At 62.9% G+C, this 15,477-nt stretch carries 24 protein-coding genes; 21 read left to right on the top strand and 3 right to left on the bottom strand.

Annotated elements, in window-relative coordinates; all coding sequences use genetic code 11:
- The 8 genes from mlaD to murA are packed head-to-tail and all read left to right on the top strand — an operon-like array spanning position 1 to position 5,538.
- Positions 1 to 468 carry an outer membrane lipid asymmetry maintenance protein MlaD gene (mlaD, locus tag M622_RS31960; protein ID WP_031346998.1) on the top strand — a complete coding sequence of 156 codons (468 nt, stop codon included), beginning with the start codon at positions 1 to 3 and terminating at the stop codon, positions 466 to 468.
- Between the two features lie 33 nt (positions 469 to 501).
- Positions 502 to 1,368 (top strand): MlaA family lipoprotein, encoded by an 867-nt coding sequence (locus M622_RS31955; protein WP_021249743.1) that lies wholly within the window; start codon positions 502 to 504, stop codon positions 1,366 to 1,368.
- Position 1,369: 1 nt separating this feature from the next.
- Positions 1,370 to 2,002, top strand: coding sequence for an MlaC/ttg2D family ABC transporter substrate-binding protein (locus M622_RS31950; protein ID WP_031346996.1), 633 nt, complete (start codon positions 1,370 to 1,372; stop codon positions 2,000 to 2,002).
- Positions 1,999 to 2,292 carry an STAS domain-containing protein gene (locus M622_RS31945; protein WP_021249741.1) on the top strand — a complete coding sequence of 98 codons (294 nt, stop codon included), beginning with the start codon at positions 1,999 to 2,001 and terminating at the stop codon, positions 2,290 to 2,292. Before M622_RS31950 ends, M622_RS31945 begins: the two co-directional genes overlap by 4 nt.
- Positions 2,289 to 3,185 carry an ABC transporter ATP-binding protein gene (locus M622_RS31940; protein WP_021249740.1) on the top strand — a complete coding sequence of 299 codons (897 nt, stop codon included), beginning with the start codon at positions 2,289 to 2,291 and terminating at the stop codon, positions 3,183 to 3,185. Before M622_RS31945 ends, M622_RS31940 begins: the two co-directional genes overlap by 4 nt.
- 52 nt (positions 3,186 to 3,237) lie before the next feature.
- The gene (locus M622_RS31935; RefSeq protein ID WP_021249739.1) at positions 3,238 to 4,011 is read left to right on the top strand and encodes an ABC transporter permease; all 774 of its coding nucleotides are present in this window, start codon (positions 3,238 to 3,240) and stop codon (positions 4,009 to 4,011) included.
- Positions 4,012 to 4,022: 11 nt separating this feature from the next.
- Positions 4,023 to 4,280 carry a BolA family protein gene (locus M622_RS31930; RefSeq protein ID WP_021249738.1) on the top strand — a complete coding sequence of 86 codons (258 nt, stop codon included), beginning with the start codon at positions 4,023 to 4,025 and terminating at the stop codon, positions 4,278 to 4,280.
- A gap of 7 nt (positions 4,281 to 4,287) precedes the next feature.
- Positions 4,288 to 5,538, top strand: coding sequence for a UDP-N-acetylglucosamine 1-carboxyvinyltransferase (gene murA / locus M622_RS31925; protein WP_021249737.1), 1,251 nt, complete (start codon positions 4,288 to 4,290; stop codon positions 5,536 to 5,538).
- 78 nt (positions 5,539 to 5,616) lie between these two features.
- Here murA and rnk read toward each other — a convergent pair whose 3' ends face one another.
- Entirely contained in the window at positions 5,617 to 6,024 is a 408-nt protein-coding gene (gene rnk / locus M622_RS31920; RefSeq protein ID WP_021249736.1) for a nucleoside diphosphate kinase regulator, read from the bottom strand.
- A 150-nt stretch (positions 6,025 to 6,174) separates the two neighbouring features.
- Here rnk and hisG point away from each other — a divergent pair, with 150 nt between their 5' ends.
- Genes hisG through M622_RS40160 form a run of 3 tightly spaced genes read left to right on the top strand, consistent with a single transcriptional unit; the run spans position 6,175 to position 8,420 of the window.
- Entirely contained in the window at positions 6,175 to 6,819 is a 645-nt protein-coding gene (gene hisG, locus M622_RS31915; RefSeq protein ID WP_021249735.1) for an ATP phosphoribosyltransferase, read from the top strand.
- Positions 6,820 to 6,829: 10 nt separating this feature from the next.
- Positions 6,830 to 8,137 (top strand): histidinol dehydrogenase, encoded by a 1,308-nt coding sequence (hisD, locus tag M622_RS31910; protein ID WP_021249734.1) that lies wholly within the window; start codon positions 6,830 to 6,832, stop codon positions 8,135 to 8,137.
- A 4-nt stretch (positions 8,138 to 8,141) separates the two neighbouring features.
- Positions 8,142 to 8,420 (top strand): hypothetical protein, encoded by a 279-nt coding sequence (locus M622_RS40160; RefSeq protein WP_157282027.1) that lies wholly within the window; start codon positions 8,142 to 8,144, stop codon positions 8,418 to 8,420.
- A gap of 198 nt (positions 8,421 to 8,618) precedes the next feature.
- On the opposite strand, the gene hisC is transcribed toward M622_RS40160, so the two are convergent.
- Both hisC and M622_RS40580 read right to left on the bottom strand, forming a co-directional pair.
- The gene (gene hisC, locus M622_RS31905) at positions 8,619 to 9,692 is read right to left on the bottom strand and encodes a histidinol-phosphate transaminase (protein WP_021249733.1); all 1,074 of its coding nucleotides are present in this window, start codon (positions 9,690 to 9,692) and stop codon (positions 8,619 to 8,621) included.
- A complete protein-coding gene (locus M622_RS40580) occupies positions 9,689 to 9,982 on the bottom strand; it encodes a hypothetical protein (protein WP_245543073.1) in 294 nt (97 codons plus the stop codon). The genes hisC and M622_RS40580 overlap by 4 nt, the downstream gene beginning before the upstream one ends.
- Here M622_RS40580 and hisB point away from each other — a divergent pair.
- The 10 genes from hisB (at position 9,887) to tatC (ending at position 15,458) form a co-directional block, all read left to right on the top strand.
- Complete coding sequence (hisB, locus tag M622_RS31900) at positions 9,887 to 10,432, top strand: imidazoleglycerol-phosphate dehydratase HisB (RefSeq protein ID WP_245543072.1); 546 nt, start codon at positions 9,887 to 9,889, stop codon at positions 10,430 to 10,432. The two genes, M622_RS40580 and hisB, sit on opposite strands and share 96 nt — an antisense overlap.
- A gap of 58 nt (positions 10,433 to 10,490) precedes the next feature.
- The gene (gene hisH, locus M622_RS31895; protein ID WP_021249731.1) at positions 10,491 to 11,129 is read left to right on the top strand and encodes an imidazole glycerol phosphate synthase subunit HisH; all 639 of its coding nucleotides are present in this window, start codon (positions 10,491 to 10,493) and stop codon (positions 11,127 to 11,129) included.
- Positions 11,130 to 11,173: 44 nt separating this feature from the next.
- Positions 11,174 to 11,923, top strand: coding sequence for a 1-(5-phosphoribosyl)-5-[(5-phosphoribosylamino)methylideneamino]imidazole-4-carboxamide isomerase (gene hisA / locus M622_RS31890; protein WP_021249730.1), 750 nt, complete (start codon positions 11,174 to 11,176; stop codon positions 11,921 to 11,923).
- Between the two features lie 22 nt (positions 11,924 to 11,945).
- Complete coding sequence (hisF, locus tag M622_RS31885; protein WP_021249729.1) at positions 11,946 to 12,704, top strand: imidazole glycerol phosphate synthase subunit HisF; 759 nt, start codon at positions 11,946 to 11,948, stop codon at positions 12,702 to 12,704.
- A complete protein-coding gene (hisI, locus tag M622_RS31880) occupies positions 12,701 to 13,096 on the top strand; it encodes a phosphoribosyl-AMP cyclohydrolase (RefSeq protein WP_021249728.1) in 396 nt (131 codons plus the stop codon). The genes hisF and hisI overlap by 4 nt, the downstream gene beginning before the upstream one ends.
- Positions 13,093 to 13,416: a phosphoribosyl-ATP diphosphatase gene (locus tag M622_RS31875; protein WP_021249727.1), complete on the top strand. Its 324-nt coding sequence runs from the start codon at positions 13,093 to 13,095 to the stop codon at positions 13,414 to 13,416. The genes hisI and M622_RS31875 overlap by 4 nt, the downstream gene beginning before the upstream one ends.
- A 9-nt stretch (positions 13,417 to 13,425) precedes the next feature.
- Positions 13,426 to 13,773 carry a histidine triad nucleotide-binding protein gene (locus M622_RS31870; protein WP_021249726.1) on the top strand — a complete coding sequence of 116 codons (348 nt, stop codon included), beginning with the start codon at positions 13,426 to 13,428 and terminating at the stop codon, positions 13,771 to 13,773.
- 10 nt (positions 13,774 to 13,783) lie between these two features.
- Positions 13,784 to 14,014 (top strand): Sec-independent protein translocase subunit TatA, encoded by a 231-nt coding sequence (tatA, locus tag M622_RS31865; RefSeq protein ID WP_021249725.1) that lies wholly within the window; start codon positions 13,784 to 13,786, stop codon positions 14,012 to 14,014.
- A 110-nt stretch (positions 14,015 to 14,124) separates the two neighbouring features.
- A complete protein-coding gene (tatB, locus tag M622_RS31860) occupies positions 14,125 to 14,646 on the top strand; it encodes a Sec-independent protein translocase protein TatB (protein WP_021249724.1) in 522 nt (173 codons plus the stop codon).
- Complete coding sequence (gene tatC, locus M622_RS31855; protein WP_021249723.1) at positions 14,643 to 15,458, top strand: twin-arginine translocase subunit TatC; 816 nt, start codon at positions 14,643 to 14,645, stop codon at positions 15,456 to 15,458. The genes tatB and tatC overlap by 4 nt, the downstream gene beginning before the upstream one ends.
- The last annotated feature ends 19 nt before the right edge of the window (positions 15,459 to 15,477 follow it).

Genomic DNA, 15,477 nt, shown 5'->3' with positions numbered 1-15,477 from the left:
ATGAGTCGTACCGCACTCGACCTGTGGGTCGGCATTTTCGTGGCCATCGGCTTCGCTGCACTGGCTTTTCTGGCCTTCAAGGTCGCCAACTTCTCTGCGCTCAACGCGAGCGAGACCTATCGTATCGAGGCGCCCTTCGACAACATCGGCGGGCTCAAGGTGCGCGCCCCGGTCAAGAGTGCGGGAGTGCTCATCGGGCGCGTGCAGGCGATCCGTTTCGACAGCGACAGCTACCGTGCGCTGGTGCAGATGGAAATCGACAAGCGTTTCGAGTTTCCGGCGGACAGCTCGGCGTCCATCCTGACCTCCGGTCTGCTCGGAGAGCAGTACATCGGTCTGGATGCGGGTGCCGACGTCGAACCCCTGAAAGACGGCGACCGTGTGCTCCTGACCCAGTCCGCGGTGGTGCTCGAGAAGCTCATCGGTCAGTTCCTGTTCGACAAGGCGGCTGCGCCTGCGGCCCAGTAAATTGTTACCGCACACTGCTGGAGAATAACAACAATGAATGCTCTGATTTCCGCTTCAGGCGCAGCGCGCAAGCCTGCGCTTGCCCTCGCGGCTTCGGTGGTCTTGCTGAGCGGATGCGCCTCGACGGGCAATCCCGGCGACCCGCTCGAAGGCTACAACCGCGCCATGTTCGGCTTCAATGAGCAGCTCGACAAGGTGGTCGTCAAGCCCGCCGCCCAGGCCTATGAATTTGTGCTCCCCAGCTTCGTGCGCAGTGGAGTGGGCAATTTCATCGGCAACCTCGAAGACCCGTGGATCGGCCTCAATAACCTGTTGCAGGGCAAGGTGGCTGACGGTCTGACGGACATGATGCGCTTCGCCTTCAATTCGACTTTCGGCTTGCTGGGTGTGATCGACATCGCCACCGAGATGGGGCTGCCAAAGCATGACGAGGATCTCGGTCAGACCCTGGGGCGCTGGGGGGTCGGTGAGGGCGCGTACATCGTGCTGCCCTTCTTCGGGCCGCGGACCGTGCGTGATGCGGCGGCCTTGCCGGTCGATTACGTGGGGCGCAACCCCTGGCAGCTTGATCATGTGCCGACGCGCAACAGCTATACCGCGCTGCGTATCACACATGTTCGCTCCACCTTCCTTGGCGCCGGGAAAACCCTGGAGGAGGCGACGATAGACAAATACGCCTACTCGCGAGACTTCTATCTTCAGCAACGTCGATACAAGATTTCAGATGGCAACGTGATGCGTGAGTACGATGATTTTGACGCGCGTCGGGCACCCGCACTCGGAGACGAGGTCGATACCGCCGCGACGGCCGCGGTCGAGCGCCTTGAGTTCAATGACATTGGCGGCGACAACGTGAACGGCGAGCGACTCGCCAGCCTTGTGATGCAAACGGGAGAGTGAAATGAGTTTCAGGAAGTTGATTACCCTGTGCTGTGTGCTCGTCGCCGCGCTGCTGCCGCTGGCGCAGGCTTCGGCGCAGCAGGCGCCCGATGTGCTGGTGCGCGAGGTCACCAACGAGGTGCTCGAGATCGTGCGTGCAGACGAGGCGCTACGGGCTGGTGAGAAGCATCGCGTGATGGAGTTGGTTGATGCCAAGGTGCTGCCGCACTTCGACTTTCGGCGCATGACCATGCTGGCTGTCGGCCGCGACTGGCGCGACGCCTCCGCCGAGCAGCAAGTCCGCCTCACCGAGGCTTTCCGCACCTTGCTGGTGCGCACTTACTCGAATGCGCTGACGCAGTATCGTGACCAGACCGTCGCCTTCAAGCCGGCCCGTTTTGCCGCCACCGACAAGCGTGTGCAGGTGCGGACCGAAGTGCATCAGAGCGGTGCGCAGCCCATAGGCATTGACTACATGCTGGAGCAGTCGGAAGCAGGCTGGAAGGTGTTCGATGTGATCGTCGCTGGCGTCAGTCTCGTCACCACTTATCGCAGCAGCTTCGCAGATGAGGTTCGCAGCGGTGGCGTGGAGGGCTTGCTCAAGTCGCTCGAGGCGAAGAATCGTTCGCTCGAGGCCGAGCAGCAGCATTCATGAGCGCTGCCGTCTTGCCGCTGAGTTTTGCACCACAGGGTGCACTGACGATGTTCACGTGCACTGAGGCGCTCGCGGAGGGGCGGCGCATGGCGCTCAAGGGCCCGCTGCTTGTCGATCTGGCGGCGGTGACAGAGGCTGATTCGGCGGCGCTGGCGCTGATTCTGGACTGGGTGCGTGCTGCGCGTGGTGCGGGACAGACGATCACGGTGCGTAATCTGCCAGCCGGGCTGGTCAGTCTGGCCGCCTTGTACGGTGTCGACAGCCTGTTGCCGCTGGAGCCGACCGGATGACCATGCCGGCAATCCGCGTCCGGGCCGTCACCAAGAACTATGGCGCGCTCACGGCGCTCGCTGGGGTCGATCTCGAGATCGAGCAGGGCGAGTTTTTCGGCCTGCTCGGCCCCAATGGGGCCGGCAAGACCACGCTCATTTCAGCGCTCGCCGGCCTGGTGCGGCCAGACAGTGGTGTGCTCGAGATCATGGGTCACGACGTCGTCAGTGACTATCGCGAGGCCAGGCGAAATCTTGGCGTCGTGCCGCAGGAGCTGGTGTTCGATCCCTTCTTCTCGGTGCGCGAGCTGCTGCGCATTCAGTCAGGTTATTTCGGCATCCGCAACAACGACGACTGGATCGATGAAGTCCTTGCCCGCCTGGACCTGAGCCACAAGGCGGGCGCGAACATGCGTACCTTGTCGGGCGGCATGAAGCGGCGCGTGCTGGTCGCTCAGGCGCTGGTGCACCGGCCGCCGGTGATCGTGCTCGACGAGCCCACTGCGGGGGTGGATGTGGAACTGCGCCAGGGGCTGTGGCAATTCGTGCGTGAGCTCAATCGCGACGGCCATACCATCGTGCTGACCACGCACTACCTCGAAGAAGCCGAGACCTTGTGTGGGCGCATTGCCATGCTCAAGGCCGGCAAGCTGGTGGCCCTGGATACGACGGATAATCTGTTGCGTCGTTTTGCCACCCACAGTCTGCGCGTCAATGTCGAGCACACCGAAGTCGCGCTTGCGCTCGGTGGTCGTGCCAATGATGACGGTTGGGTGGAGTTCGATTTCGACAGCTACACCGAGGTTGAAGCCGTGCTGGCGCGCTTGCGTGAAGCGGGCGCGGGCTTGCGCGAGATGGCCTTGGGCGAGCCTGACCTCGAGCGCGTTTTTGTGGAGCTCATGCATCGTGTCTGAGACGCAGGTCCACAGGCCGCCGAGTACAGCAGCGGTGCGCCGCATCCAGCCCATGGCTGCCGATGCGCCCCTGACCGGTTTTCGCACCTTGTTGCACAAGGAAGTGCTGCGCTTTTTCAAGGTCGGCTTTCAGACCGTTGGTGCGCCGGTGCTCAATGCGCTGCTGTTCCTGCTCATCTTCTCGCATGTGCTCGACCGGCATGTGACCGTCTATGGTGACGTGGCTTACACCCGTTTCCTGGTGCCGGGGCTGGTGATGATGGCGGTGCTGCAGAATGCCTTTGCCAACAGCTCTTCATCGCTGATCCAGAGCAAGATCACCGGCAACATCATCTTCGTGTTGCTGCCGCCGCTGTCCTACCGGGCGTTTTATGCCGCCTACGTCCTCGCAGCTACATTGCGTGGCCTGTTCGTCGGTACGGGCGTGCTCCTGGTGTCCATGCCCTTCGTCGAGCAGAGCATCGCCAATCCGCTGTGGGTGCTGGTCTTTGCCTTGATGGGCGGCGGGATCATGGGTTCGTTTGGCGTCATTGCCGGCATCTGGGCCGACAAGTTCGATCAGCTCGCCGCGTTCCAGAACTTTCTCATCATGCCGCTGACAATGCTCTCCGGCGTTTTCTATTCGATTCGCTCGCTGCCGCAGCTGTGGCAGGACGTGTCGTATTTCAACCCGTTCTTCTTCATGATTGACGGGTTTCGTTATGGTTTCTTTGGTCAATCGGACGCTTCTCCCTGGCTGTCGCTGGGCGTGGTGTCCGCCTGTTTTGTGTGCCTCGCGGCGCTCACCCTCGCCATGCTTGCGCGAGGCTACAAGCTGCGGTCGTAAAGGATTGAATCATGTTTGAAGCAAGCGAGATCAAGCGTCTGATCGAGCAGGGCCTGCCCTGCGACTTCGTTGCCATCGAAGGCGATGATGGTGTGCACTTCACCGGTGTGGTGGTCAGCGCCGCATTCGAGGGCAAGCTGCGCGTACGCCAGCATCAGGCCGTCTATGCCACCCTGGGAGCGTTGATGGGTAACGAGATCCATGCACTGCAGCTGCAGACCCTGACGCCTGCGCAATGGGAAGAAGGTCGCGGCGAGCTGGGCATGTGAGGCCGACATGGACAAGCTGTTGATCCAGGGCGGTACCCACCTGTCGGGTGAGATCGCCATCTCGGGCGCCAAGAATGCGGCCTTGCCCATCCTGTGCGCGGCCTTGCTGACCGCCGAGCCGGTCACCTTTACCAACGTGCCGCAGTTGAAGGACATCGGCACGCTGCTTGAGCTGCTCGCGCAGATGGGGGTGAAGGTAGCGCGTGAGGCAGACACGGTCACGCTCGACGCCTCGGGGTTGAACAATCCGGTCGCGCCCTACGAGATGGTGAAGACCATGCGCGCCTCGATCCTCGTGCTCGGGCCGCTGGTGGCGCGCTGTGGCGAGGCGCGAGTGTCCTTGCCCGGCGGCTGTGCGATTGGCGCGCGTCCGGTGGATCAGCACATCAAGGGCCTGCAGGCGATGGGTGCCGAGCTGCGGGTCGAGCATGGTTATGTGCACGCCACCGTCTCGCGCCTGAAGGGCGCGCGCTTGTTCACCGACATGGTCACCGTGACCGGGACCGAGAACCTGATGATGGCGGCCACGCTCGCCGATGGCGAGACCATCATCGAGAATGCCGCGCGCGAACCTGAAATCGTCGATCTGGCGAACTGTCTGGTGGCAATGGGCGCGCAGGTGTCGGGTGCGGGCTCGGATGTGATCCGCATCCGTGGCGTTGCGCGTTTGCATGGCGCGACCCATCGCATCATGCCCGACCGCATCGAAACCGGTACCTATCTGTGTGCGGCGGCGGCCAGTGGTGGGTCGGTGCGCCTCACCGGTACCCGCTCCGACTACCTCGACGCCGTCATCGACAAGCTGACGGAGGCCGGCTGCGAGGTGGTTTCCGAGCCCGATGCCATCCGCCTGCGCGCGCCGGCGCGACTGAATGCGGTGAGTCTGCGCACCGCACCCTATCCCGCGTTTCCGACCGACATGCAGGCGCAGTTCATGGCCATCAACTGCGTCGCCAAGGGCGTGGCGATGATCCGGGAGACGATTTTCGAGAATCGCTTCATGCACGCGGTGGAACTGCAGCGCCTGGGTGCGGATATCCGCATCGACGGCAATACGGCGCTGGTGCAGGGTGTGGATCGTCTGCAGGGCGCCACCGTGATGGCGACCGACCTGCGCGCCTCGGCCAGCCTGGTGGTGGCGGGGCTGGTGGCTGAAGGTGAGACCCTCATCGAGCGCATCTATCACCTCGATCGTGGTTACGAGGGGCTGGAGTCCAAGCTCGCGGCGCTGGGCGCCCGCGTCAGGCGCGTGAAGTAGACGACGGACGCGCCCGTGAGGGCGCGTTCTTGCCTGCTGTGATCACCTGGGTGCGCCCGCACGTGTGCGGGGGTGGGCTCAGAGGTCGAACTGATCGTTCGCTTCAGGCTGCCAGGTGACTTCCAGTACCTTCAGGTGCAGCGCCTTGCCTTCGCCCGTGCTCCAGTCGATGGACTGGCCAGCCGTCAAGCCGAGCAGGGCGCTGCCGGCCGGCGAGAAGATCGATACGCGCTGAGCTTCGGCATTCGCGTCCTTCGGATAGGCGAGGGTGAGCTCGTATTCGCGTCCCGTACCGACCTCGAGAAAGCGGGCGCGGCTGTTCATGGTGATGACATCAGCGGGCATGTCCTGCGGCTCGCGCACATCGGCGCGCTCCAGTTCTGCGCGCAGTCCGTCGAGATCGCTGCGGCTGCGGAACGGGGGCAGGGTGAGGAGGCCCTCGAGGCGCTCGAGGTCGTTGCTGGAGACGATGATCGACGGTTTCATGTTGCGAATTCCTGCGCAGTAGGCGTGTCGGCGGAGCGCCACGACAAAAGAAAAGGCCGAACCGCCACCTGCGATTCAGCCCGTCCTCTGAAGGTTAACAGAAGCGGCGCCGGGTTACAATGTCATCCCGAACGAACAAGGTTTTTCGCCGTGTCCAGCATCACGCTTGCCCTCTCCAAGGGGCGCATCTTTGAAGAGACGCTGCCGCTGCTGGCGGCGGCCGGCATCGTCCCCACCGACAACCCCGAATCATCGCGCAAGCTCATCATCGGCACCAATCGGCCCGATGTGCGCTTGGTCATCGTGCGTGCCACCGACACGCCCACTTACGTGCAGTACGGCGCGGCCGACATCGGCATCGCTGGCAAGGATGTGTTGCTCGAACATGGCGGCGCAGGTCTGTACCAGCCGCTCGATCTCAACATTGCCGCCTGTCGACTGTGCGTGGCTGTGCAAAAGGGTTTCGACTACGCTGCGGCGACGCGGCCGGGCGGGCGCATCCGTATCGCCACCAAATACATCAACGCTGCCAAGGCGCATTTTGCCGGCAAGGGCATGCACGCCGATCTGATCAAGCTGTACGGCTCGATGGAGCTGGCGCCGCTGGTCGGGCTGGCGGATGCGATCGTCGATCTGGTGTCGACCGGGGGCACCTTGCGTGCCAACAACCTGGAAGAGGTTGAGGACATCATGCCGATCAGCGCACGCTTGATCGTCAACCAGGCCTCGCTCAAGCTCAAGCGCGAGCTCTTGCAGCCGGTGCTCGACGCTTTCGCCGGCGCGGTCAAACCCTGAGGAGCTGCCCATGAGCCAGACGCCCATCCGCCGCCTTGATGCGCGTGCGCCCGAATTCATGAGCACGCTCGACGCCCTGTTGGCCTTCGCCTCCGAGGCCGACGAGCGCATCGACGCGGCGGTCAGCGAAATCCTCCGTGCGGTGCGATCCACGGGTGATGTTGCGGTGGTCGAGTACACACGGCGCTTCGACGGGCTTGATGTTGCATCGATGGCGCAGCTCGAACTGCCGCAGGCGGAGCTGCACTCTGCGCTGGACAGCTTGCCATTGGTGCAGCGTGAGGCGCTGATGGTCGCCGCCGAACGGGTGCGGGCCTATCACGAGCGCCAGAAGCTGGAGTCCTGGGAGTTTGCCGAGGCCGACGGCACCCGGTTGGGGCAGAAGGTGACGGCGCTCGATCGCGTCGGTCTGTATGTGCCGGGCGGGCGGGCATCCTATCCGAGTTCGGTGCTGATGAATGCGATCCCGGCCAAGGTGGCAGGGGTTGGCGAGCTGATCATGGTGGTGCCTACGCCGGGTGGGGAGAAAAATGCGCTGGTGCTGGCCGCCGCGGCGATCACCGGTGTGGATAGGGTGTTCACCATCGGTGGGGCACAGGCGGTGGGCGCGCTTGCTTACGGCACGCAGACCATTCCTCAGGTGGACAAGATCGTCGGCCCGGGCAATGCCTACGTGGCCGAGGCCAAACGCCGCGTCTTCGGTACGGTCGGCATCGACATGGTGGCGGGTCCGTCCGAGGTCCTGATCATCTCGGATGGTTCCGGCCACGCCGAGTGGGTGGCGATGGATATGTTCGCTCAGGCCGAGCATGACGAACTGGCGCAGTCCATCCTGCTGTGCACTGACGCGGGTTTCATTGATGCGGTGCACGCCGCAATCGACCGCCTGCTGCCGACCATGCCGCGCCGCGAGACGATCGCGAAGTCGCTGGCGAACCGGGGGGCGTTGATCCACGTCGATAGTCTGGAGCAGGCCTGCACCATCGCCAACCGCATCGCGCCCGAGCATCTGGAGCTGGCTTTGGAGGATGCCGAGGCCTGGATTGATCACATCCGTCATGCCGGTGCGATCTTTGTGGGTCATTGGGCGGTGGAGGCGCTGGGCGATTACTGCGCCGGGCCGAACCACGTGCTGCCGACGATGCGCAGCGCACGCTTCTCGTCGCCGCTGGGCACCTACGACTTCCAGAAGCGCACCAGCATCATCAACATTTCGCAGGCCGGCGCCCAGCATCTGGGCAAGGTGGCGTCCATCCTCGCCCACGGCGAGGGCTTGCAGGCCCACGCGCGCTCCGCGGAGATGCGGCTCAAGGACTGACGGGATGGGTGAGCGCGGGCCTGGGTCCGGGCCTGGCTTTGACCTCGTGCAGTCGCGCCCCGATGTTCGCACCTGCACCGGCCAAGCCGGTGATGCGGTTCGCACCTGCACCGACCAAGCCGGTGATGTGCAGGGTGTTCGTGGCGCAGGCGAGGACTGTCTGAGCGAGCAAAGCGAGCGAGTTCCGCAGCCTGCAACGAATACCCTGCGCAGCGCCGGCGAATCGAAGGCTTTTGTTTCTTTTTGGCTGCGTATTGTTTGTTGTATTGGGCAGGGGCTTTGACAAGAGGGCGCCGCGCGGTGGCTTGCGCTCCGCCCGAGGCGGCCGTGGCATCCCTTCTGCAGGCTGCGGAACTCGCCCTGCGGGCTCAGACAGTCCTCGTCTGCGCCAGGGATGCCACGGCCGCCTCGGGCTGACTTGGGAGCCAGTTCTGGGGGACGGTGCAGGCCTTTCTGCAAGGTCCTGTCCATCCTCGCTCCTTCACTGCCCGAGAATGTCCTTCAGCGCACCGACAAGCAGTGCGCACTGCGCGTCCGTGCCTATCGTGATGCGCATGAACTGATCGATGCGCGGCGCCTTGAAGTGGCGCACGATGATCGCGCGCTTGCGCAGTTCGGCGGTCAATTCCGCGCCGTCGCGCTCGGGGTGGCGAGCGAAGATGAAATTCGCTGCCGAGGGCAGGACCTCAAAACCCAGCGCCTGCATCTCCTTGACCAGGGTCTCGCGTGTTGCGATCACCTTGTTGCAACTCTCCTGGAAGAAGGCCTCGTCCTCGACCGAGGCCACCGCGCCGGCGATCGCCAGGCGGTCGAGCGGGTAGGAATTGAAGCTGTCCTTCACCCGCTCCAGGGCGTCGATGAGGTCGGCATGGCCAGCGGCGAACCCCACGCGCAGGCCGGCGAGCGAGCGGCTCTTGGAGAAAGTGTGCACCACCAGCAGGTTCGGATAGCGATCGATCAGGCTGATCGCGCTCTCGCCGCCAAAATCCACATAGGCCTCATCGACCACCACCACCCCATCCTGGTTGGCAGCGACAATGCGTTCAACGGCTTGCAGCGGCAGCAGGCGGCCGGTCGGGGCGTTGGGGTTGGCGAAGATGATCGCGCCCGGGCGTTCGCTGCCTTGAGGCAGGTAGTCCTCGACCTTGATGGAGAAGTCGTCCGCGAGCGGGATCGTGCGCTGCTCGATGCCGTACAGCCCGCAATACACCGGGTAAAAGCTGTAAGTGATGTCGGGAAACCACAGCGGCCTGTCCTGCTTCAGCAAGGCCATGAAGGTGTGAGCCAGCACTTCGTCCGAGCCGTTGCCGACGAAGATCTGCTTTGTTTGCAGCCCGTGGCGTTTGGCGAGCGCTGCCTTCAGCGCATCGGCGTTGGGGTCGGGATAGAGGCGCAGTGCGTCGCTGGTGGCGGCGCGGATCGCCTCCAGCGCCTTTGGCGACGGTCCGTAGGGGTGCTCGTTGGTGTTGAGCTTGACCAGGTCGTCGAGTTTGGGCTGTTCGCCGGGAACGTAAGGGGTCAGGCCGTGGACGACGGCGCTCCAGTAGCGGCTCATGTTCTGTCTGCTGTAGGGGTTTCGGGGGCGAATCGGTGCAGCGCGGCGGTGTGATGCCGGGAGGTGTTGCGCGGCAGGCCGCGCGCTGCAGTCATTTTGTCGGGCGATGTTATCATGCTCAAGTCCTGCAACTCTTGAGCCAGTAGCCAGCCATGCGGCAAGCCGAAGTCACTCGCAACACACTTGAAACCAAGATATCCGTACGCATCGACCTCGATGGCACGGGAAAGGGAACGCTCGACACCGGCGTTGCTTTTTTTGACCATATGCTCGACCAGATCGTCCGCCATGGGCTGATTGACCTCGATATCCGCTGTGAAGGCGATACCTACATAGACGATCATCATACCGTCGAAGATGTCGGCATCACGCTCGGACAGGCCTTTGCCAAGGCCATTGGCGACAAGAAGGGGCTGCGACGTTACGGTCACGCCTACGTCCCGCTCGATGAAGCGCTGACCCGTGTGGTGGTGGACTTCTCCGGCCGTCCGGGTCTGCACTACTTCGTCGATTACACCCGCGCGCGCATCGGCAATTTCGATGTCGACCTCGCGCGTGAGTTCTTCCAGGGCTTCGTCAATCATGCCGGTGTCACCGTGCATATCGACAACCTGCGCGGCGAGAATGCCCATCACCAGTGTGAGTCCGTGTTCAAGGCCTTTGCCCGTGCCGTGCGCATGGCGGCCGAGCCTGATGAGCGTGCTGCCGGCACGATCCCTTCCACCAAGGGTGCACTCTGAGCGAGTGCGCTTTGCGGTGTGAAGCAGGCGCCGTCATGTTCAAGAGCGAGTCAAGCCGATGACCACTGTGGCCATCATCGATTACGGCATGGGCAACCTGCGCTCGGTCGCGAAGGCGATCGAGCATGTGGCGCCCGGTCACGAAGTTTTCATTACCTCGGATCCGGCGCGTGTTGCCGCGGCCGAGCGCGTGGTTTTTCCGGGCCAGGGCGCGATGCCCGATTGCATGCGTGAGCTCGACGCCCGTGGTCTGCGTCCTGCGGTGCTGGATGCGGCGGCGAGCAAGCCTTTCCTGGGGATCTGCATCGGTCAGCAAATGCTGTTCGAGCATAGCGCAGAAGGCGATGTGTCCTGCCTCGCCATCCTTGCAGGTGAGGTGCTGCGCTTTCCCGATGCGCAGATGCGCGCCGCTGACGGCAGTCATCTCAAGGTGCCGCACATGGGCTGGAATGAAGTCTGGCAAGGTGGAGCGCACCCGCTGTGGGACGGCATCGCCGATGGCGAGCGCTTCTACTTCGTGCATAGTTACTTCGTTGCGCCGGCCGACGACAGCTTGAGTGCAGCCAAGACCGATTACGGTGTGCGCTTTACCAGCGCGGTAGCGCGGGCTAACATCTTCGCAGTCCAGTTTCACCCTGAAAAGAGCGCAGCAGCCGGTCTTCGGTTGCTGGCGAACTTCATCCGCTGGCAGCCCTGAGCGCCGGTCCCATCCTCCAGACTCACTCCATTTCAGATCCCGGTATGCTGCTCATTCCTGCAATCGACCTCAAGGACGGTCACTGTGTTCGCCTGAAGCAAGGCGAAATGGACGACGCCACGGTGTTTTCCGAAGACCCCGGTGCCATGGCACGGCACTGGCTCGACGCCGGCGCCCGCCGCCTCCACCTGGTGGATCTCAACGGTGCCTTTGCGGGCAAGCCCAAGAACGGTGCTGCCATACGCGCCATTACCGACGAAGTCGGCGACGATGTTCCGGTGCAACTGGGAGGCGGAATCCGCGACCTGGATACCATCGAAAAGTACCTCGACAACGGCATCAGTTTCGTCATCATCGGCACGGCGGCGGTGAAGAATCCGGGCTTTCTGCACGATGCCTGCAGTGCCTTTCCCGGGCACATCATCGTCGGTCTGGACGCGAAGGATGGCAAGGTGGCGGTGGACGGCTGGTCCAAGCTCACCGGCCATGATGTTGTCGACCTGGCGAAGAAGTTCGAGGATTACGGCGTCGAATCAGTCATTTATACCGACATCGGCCGCGACGGCATGCTGTCGGGGGTCAACATCGAAGCCACCGTTCGCCTCGCGCGCGCGCTGCGCATCCCGGTGATTGCCAGCGGTGGCATCACCGACCTGCGCGACATTGACGCGCTGTGCGCAGTCGAGGACGAAGGCATCATGGGGGCGATCACCGGGCGCGCCATCTACGAGGGTACGCTCGACTTTGCCGCCGCGCAGAAGCGCGCGGACGAGCTCGGGGAGCGCTCCGCATGACCTTCTCTACCGGACCCCGCTGATGCTCGCCAAACGCATCATTCCCTGTCTGGACGTAAGCGCTGGGCGCGTGGTCAAGGGCGTCAATTTCGTTGACCTGCGCGATGCGGGTGACCCGGTCGCGATCGCCCGCCTCTACGATGAACAGGGCGCGGACGAGCTTACCTTTCTCGATATCACGGCGAGCTCCGATGATCGCGACATCATCCTGCACATTGTCGAGCAGGTTGCCGAGCAGGTGTTCATCCCGCTCACCGTCGGCGGCGGCGTGCGCGTGGTCGATGACGTGCGTCGGCTGCTCAACGCCGGCGCGGACAAGGTGAGCATGAATACCGCAGCGGTGAACAACCCACAGCTGGTGCACGATGTCTCGAGCAAGGTCGGTAACCAGTGCGTTGTGGTGGCCATCGATGCGAAGCAGACCGGCGCGGGGAAGTGGGAAGTCTTTACCCACGGCGGGCGCAAGAACACCGGACTGGACGCCATTGAGTGGGCAATCAAGGTCGAAGCGCTGGGAGCGGGTGAGATCCTGCTCACGAGCATGGACAGGGACGGAACAAAAAGTGGTTTCGATCTGGCGCTCACGCGTGCGGTGTCGGACGCGGTGCGTATCCCGGTGATCGCCAGTGGTGGCGTGGGGAGCCTGGAGCATCTCGTCGAGGGCGTCTCCGAGGGGCGTGCCGATGCGGTGCTGGCGGCGAGCATCTTCCATTTCGGTCAGCATACGGTGCGCGAGGCCAAGGAGTTGATGCGGGCACGTGGGATCGAGGTGAGGCTGTGAGTGCGAGTGTGAACTGGCTCAATGAGATCAAGTGGGATGAGCACGGTCTGGTGCCGGTGATTGCGCAGGAAGCGTGCACTGGTGACGTGTTGATGTTTGCGTGGATGAATCGTGAGGCCCTGCAGCGCACGGCCGAGACAGGTGAAGCGGTGTACTGGTCACGTTCGCGGCGCAAGCTGTGGCACAAGGGCGAGGAGTCCGGCCATGTACAGAAGGTGCTTGAGCTGCGCATCGACTGCGACAACGACGTGGTGCTGTTGAAGATCGAGCAGGTGGGCGGCATCGCCTGCCACACTGGCCGTCACAGCTGCTTCTTCCAGAGGTATTTCGCCGATGGCCGCTGGGAGGCCGTCGAACCCGTTTTGAAAGACCCGCAGGAGATCTACAAGTGATCGATATCGAAGTGTTGCGCCGCGTGTCCGATACCCTGGTCGCGCGCAAGCAGGCTGACCCTGATTCTTCCTATGTTTCCAGTCTGTATGCGAAGGGTACTGACGCCATCTGCAAGAAAGTTGCCGAGGAGGCGGCTGAAACCATCATGGCGTCGAAGGACAATGACCGTTTGCAGATTGTCCGGGAAGTGACCGATCTGTGGTTTCATTCGCTGATTCTGGTCGCACATCATGGCTTGTCGGTTGAAGACGTGCTGGCGGAGTTTCGTCGGCGCGAAGGTGTCTCGGGCATCGACGAGAAAAAGTCGCGTACGGCTTGAGGGGGCGCAATGAGCGAGTGCATCTTCTGTCGTATCGTTCGCGGCGAGATCCCGTCGAAGAAGGTCTTTGAAGACGAGCACGTCTTCGCTTTTCATGACATCAACCCTGTTGCACCGGTTCATGTGCTGATCGTTCCCAAGGTGCACGTGGACTCGATGGCACAGCTGACTGCGGAACATGAGGCAGCGATGGGGCGTCTGATGGTGACGGCGGCCCGCATCGCCCGCGAACAAGGGTGTACGGACGGTTTTCGCACCATCGTGAACACCGGAAGAGTCGGTTTGCAGGAGGTGTATCATCTGCACCTTCACGTTGTGGGCGGCCCGCATCCCCTGCCGCCCATGTTGAAGCATTAAGGAGAGCGGTATGGGTTCATTCAGCATCTGGCACTGGCTCATCGTGCTGGTCATTGTCCTGTTGGTGTTCGGCACGAAGAAGCTGCGCAACATGGGCTCGGACCTGGGTGGCGCAGTGAAGGGTTTCAAGGATGGCATGAAGGAGGGCGACGCTTCTGTTGACGCTTCGCAGCAGACGATCTCCGGCAGGCAGACAATTGACGGCGAGGCACGGGAAAAAGTCGACAAGACGGTTTCCTGAAGCTTGCCTCTTGATGGAGAGGGGGCGCCCTGAAAGGAGCGCCCTTTCGTTTTCATGCTGCACGCTCGCAGCGTGCGGGCATGGCGTGCGGGCATATCTAGCGGCGAAACATGTTCGACTTCGGTTTTTCTGAACTCATCTTGATTGGTGTGGTGATGCTCGTGGTGGTCGGCCCTGAGCGCTTGCCCAAGGTCGCGCGCACGGCGGGTCTTCTGCTTGGGCGGGTCCAGCGTTATGTGTCGGATGTGAAATCCGACATTCAGCGTGAGATGCAACTCGAGGAGCTGAAGGCGCTGCAGCAGCAGGTCAAGCAGCAGGCGCAGGAGCTCGAGAGCGCGGTACGGTCGAACGCGGCCAACCTCGAGAGCGAGATGCACCGCACAGCGGACGAAGTGCGCTCTGCCCTCCCTGACACCACTACGTCCGATGTGGCTGCGCCCGATGCTGCAGCGCCCACCCCGGCCCCCACCCCGGCTGTGAGCGCGGTCCCAGCCTCGCAGCTTCTCGCTCGGTCGGCGGTGAGCTCAGCCCTTCCCGAGCAGGCTGCCGCAGTCGAAGTCAAACCCGGGCTTGATGCCGTCAGCCGTCAGCTCCCCGGCGCCGTCGACGTGGCCGACAAGAGCGCAACATGAGCACTCAACAGGAAACCTTCATCTCCCACCTCATCGAACTGCGCGACCGTCTGATTCGTGCGCTGCTCGTGGTGGTGGTTGTTTTCGTCTGCCTGATGCCGTGGGCAGGCGATATTTACGACATCCTTGCCAAGCCGATGATGGACACCTTGCCGGCCGGCACGCAGATGATTGCCACCGGCGTGGTGACGCCCTTCTTCGTACCGGTCAAGGTGACCATGATGGTCGCCTTCGTGCTGTCCTTGCCCTGGGTGCTCTACCAGGTGTGGGCCTTCATCGCACCCGGGCTCTACTCTCACGAGAAGCGCCTCGCCCTGCCCTTGGTCGCGGGCAGTTCCCTGCTGTTCATGATCGGCATGGCGTTCTGCTATTTCTTCGTGTTCGGCATGGTGTTCAAGTTCATTGCCGAATTCGCCCCGAAGAGCATCACCCCCGCGCCAGACATCGAGCAATACCTGTCCTTTGTAATGTCGATGTTCCTCGCGTTCGGCATCACTTTCGAAGTCCCGGTGGCCGTGATCCTGCTCACCAAGGCGGGCATCGTCGACGTGGCGAAGCTGCGCGCCGCGCGCCCCTACGTGATCGTTGGCGCCTTTGTCATTGCCGCGATCGTGACGCCGCCTGACGTCATCTCCCAGCTGATGCTGGCGGTGCCCATGTGCCTGCTGTACGAGCTCGGCATCGTCCTTGCCAACTGGATGACGAAGACCGCGCCGAGCGCGGCAGAGCCCGCCTATGCGGCACCTTCGATCGAGGACATGGACAGCGAGCTTGACCGCATCGAAGCCGGCGAAGGCGGCGACAAGCGCTGAGCATTCAGGACTTGCGCGC

This window comes from Thauera terpenica 58Eu (genome assembly GCF_000443165.1).
Lineage (GTDB): Bacteria > Pseudomonadota > Gammaproteobacteria > Burkholderiales > Rhodocyclaceae > Thauera > Thauera terpenica.
The sequence above is the reverse complement of the archived record's forward strand: the minus strand, read 5'-3'. Positions and strand labels throughout refer to the sequence as shown.

Excerpts from the sequence above, each read along its gene's own strand:
- M622_RS31935 (WP_021249739.1), top strand. The coding sequence starts at position 3,238 with ATGGCTGCCGATGCGCCCCTGACCGGTTTTCGCACCTTGTTGCACAAG.
- M622_RS31940 (WP_021249740.1), top strand. The coding sequence starts at position 2,289 with ATGACCATGCCGGCAATCCGCGTCCGGGCCGTCACCAAGAACTATGGC.
- murA (WP_021249737.1), top strand. The coding sequence starts at position 4,288 with ATGGACAAGCTGTTGATCCAGGGCGGTACCCACCTGTCGGGTGAGATC.
- M622_RS40160 (WP_157282027.1), top strand. The coding sequence starts at position 8,142 with ATGGGTGAGCGCGGGCCTGGGTCCGGGCCTGGCTTTGACCTCGTGCAG.
- M622_RS40580 (WP_245543073.1), bottom strand. The coding sequence starts at position 9,982 with ATGGCGGACGATCTGGTCGAGCATATGGTCAAAAAAAGCAACGCCGGT.
- rnk (WP_021249736.1), bottom strand. The coding sequence starts at position 6,024 with ATGAAACCGTCGATCATCGTCTCCAGCAACGACCTCGAGCGCCTCGAG.
- M622_RS31945 (WP_021249741.1), top strand. The coding sequence starts at position 1,999 with ATGAGCGCTGCCGTCTTGCCGCTGAGTTTTGCACCACAGGGTGCACTG.
- M622_RS31870 (WP_021249726.1), top strand. The coding sequence starts at position 13,426 with ATGAGCGAGTGCATCTTCTGTCGTATCGTTCGCGGCGAGATCCCGTCG.
- M622_RS31930 (WP_021249738.1), top strand. The coding sequence starts at position 4,023 with ATGTTTGAAGCAAGCGAGATCAAGCGTCTGATCGAGCAGGGCCTGCCC.
- hisF (WP_021249729.1), top strand. The coding sequence starts at position 11,946 with ATGCTCGCCAAACGCATCATTCCCTGTCTGGACGTAAGCGCTGGGCGC.
- tatA (WP_021249725.1), top strand. The coding sequence starts at position 13,784 with ATGGGTTCATTCAGCATCTGGCACTGGCTCATCGTGCTGGTCATTGTC.
- hisH (WP_021249731.1), top strand. The coding sequence starts at position 10,491 with ATGACCACTGTGGCCATCATCGATTACGGCATGGGCAACCTGCGCTCG.
- hisA (WP_021249730.1), top strand. The coding sequence starts at position 11,174 with ATGCTGCTCATTCCTGCAATCGACCTCAAGGACGGTCACTGTGTTCGC.
- tatB (WP_021249724.1), top strand. The coding sequence starts at position 14,125 with ATGTTCGACTTCGGTTTTTCTGAACTCATCTTGATTGGTGTGGTGATG.
- mlaD (WP_031346998.1), top strand. The coding sequence starts at position 1 with ATGAGTCGTACCGCACTCGACCTGTGGGTCGGCATTTTCGTGGCCATC.
- hisC (WP_021249733.1), bottom strand. The coding sequence starts at position 9,692 with ATGAGCCGCTACTGGAGCGCCGTCGTCCACGGCCTGACCCCTTACGTT.
- M622_RS31950 (WP_031346996.1), top strand. The coding sequence starts at position 1,370 with ATGAGTTTCAGGAAGTTGATTACCCTGTGCTGTGTGCTCGTCGCCGCG.
- hisD (WP_021249734.1), top strand. The coding sequence starts at position 6,830 with ATGAGCCAGACGCCCATCCGCCGCCTTGATGCGCGTGCGCCCGAATTC.
- M622_RS31955 (WP_021249743.1), top strand. The coding sequence starts at position 502 with ATGAATGCTCTGATTTCCGCTTCAGGCGCAGCGCGCAAGCCTGCGCTT.
- tatC (WP_021249723.1), top strand. The coding sequence starts at position 14,643 with ATGAGCACTCAACAGGAAACCTTCATCTCCCACCTCATCGAACTGCGC.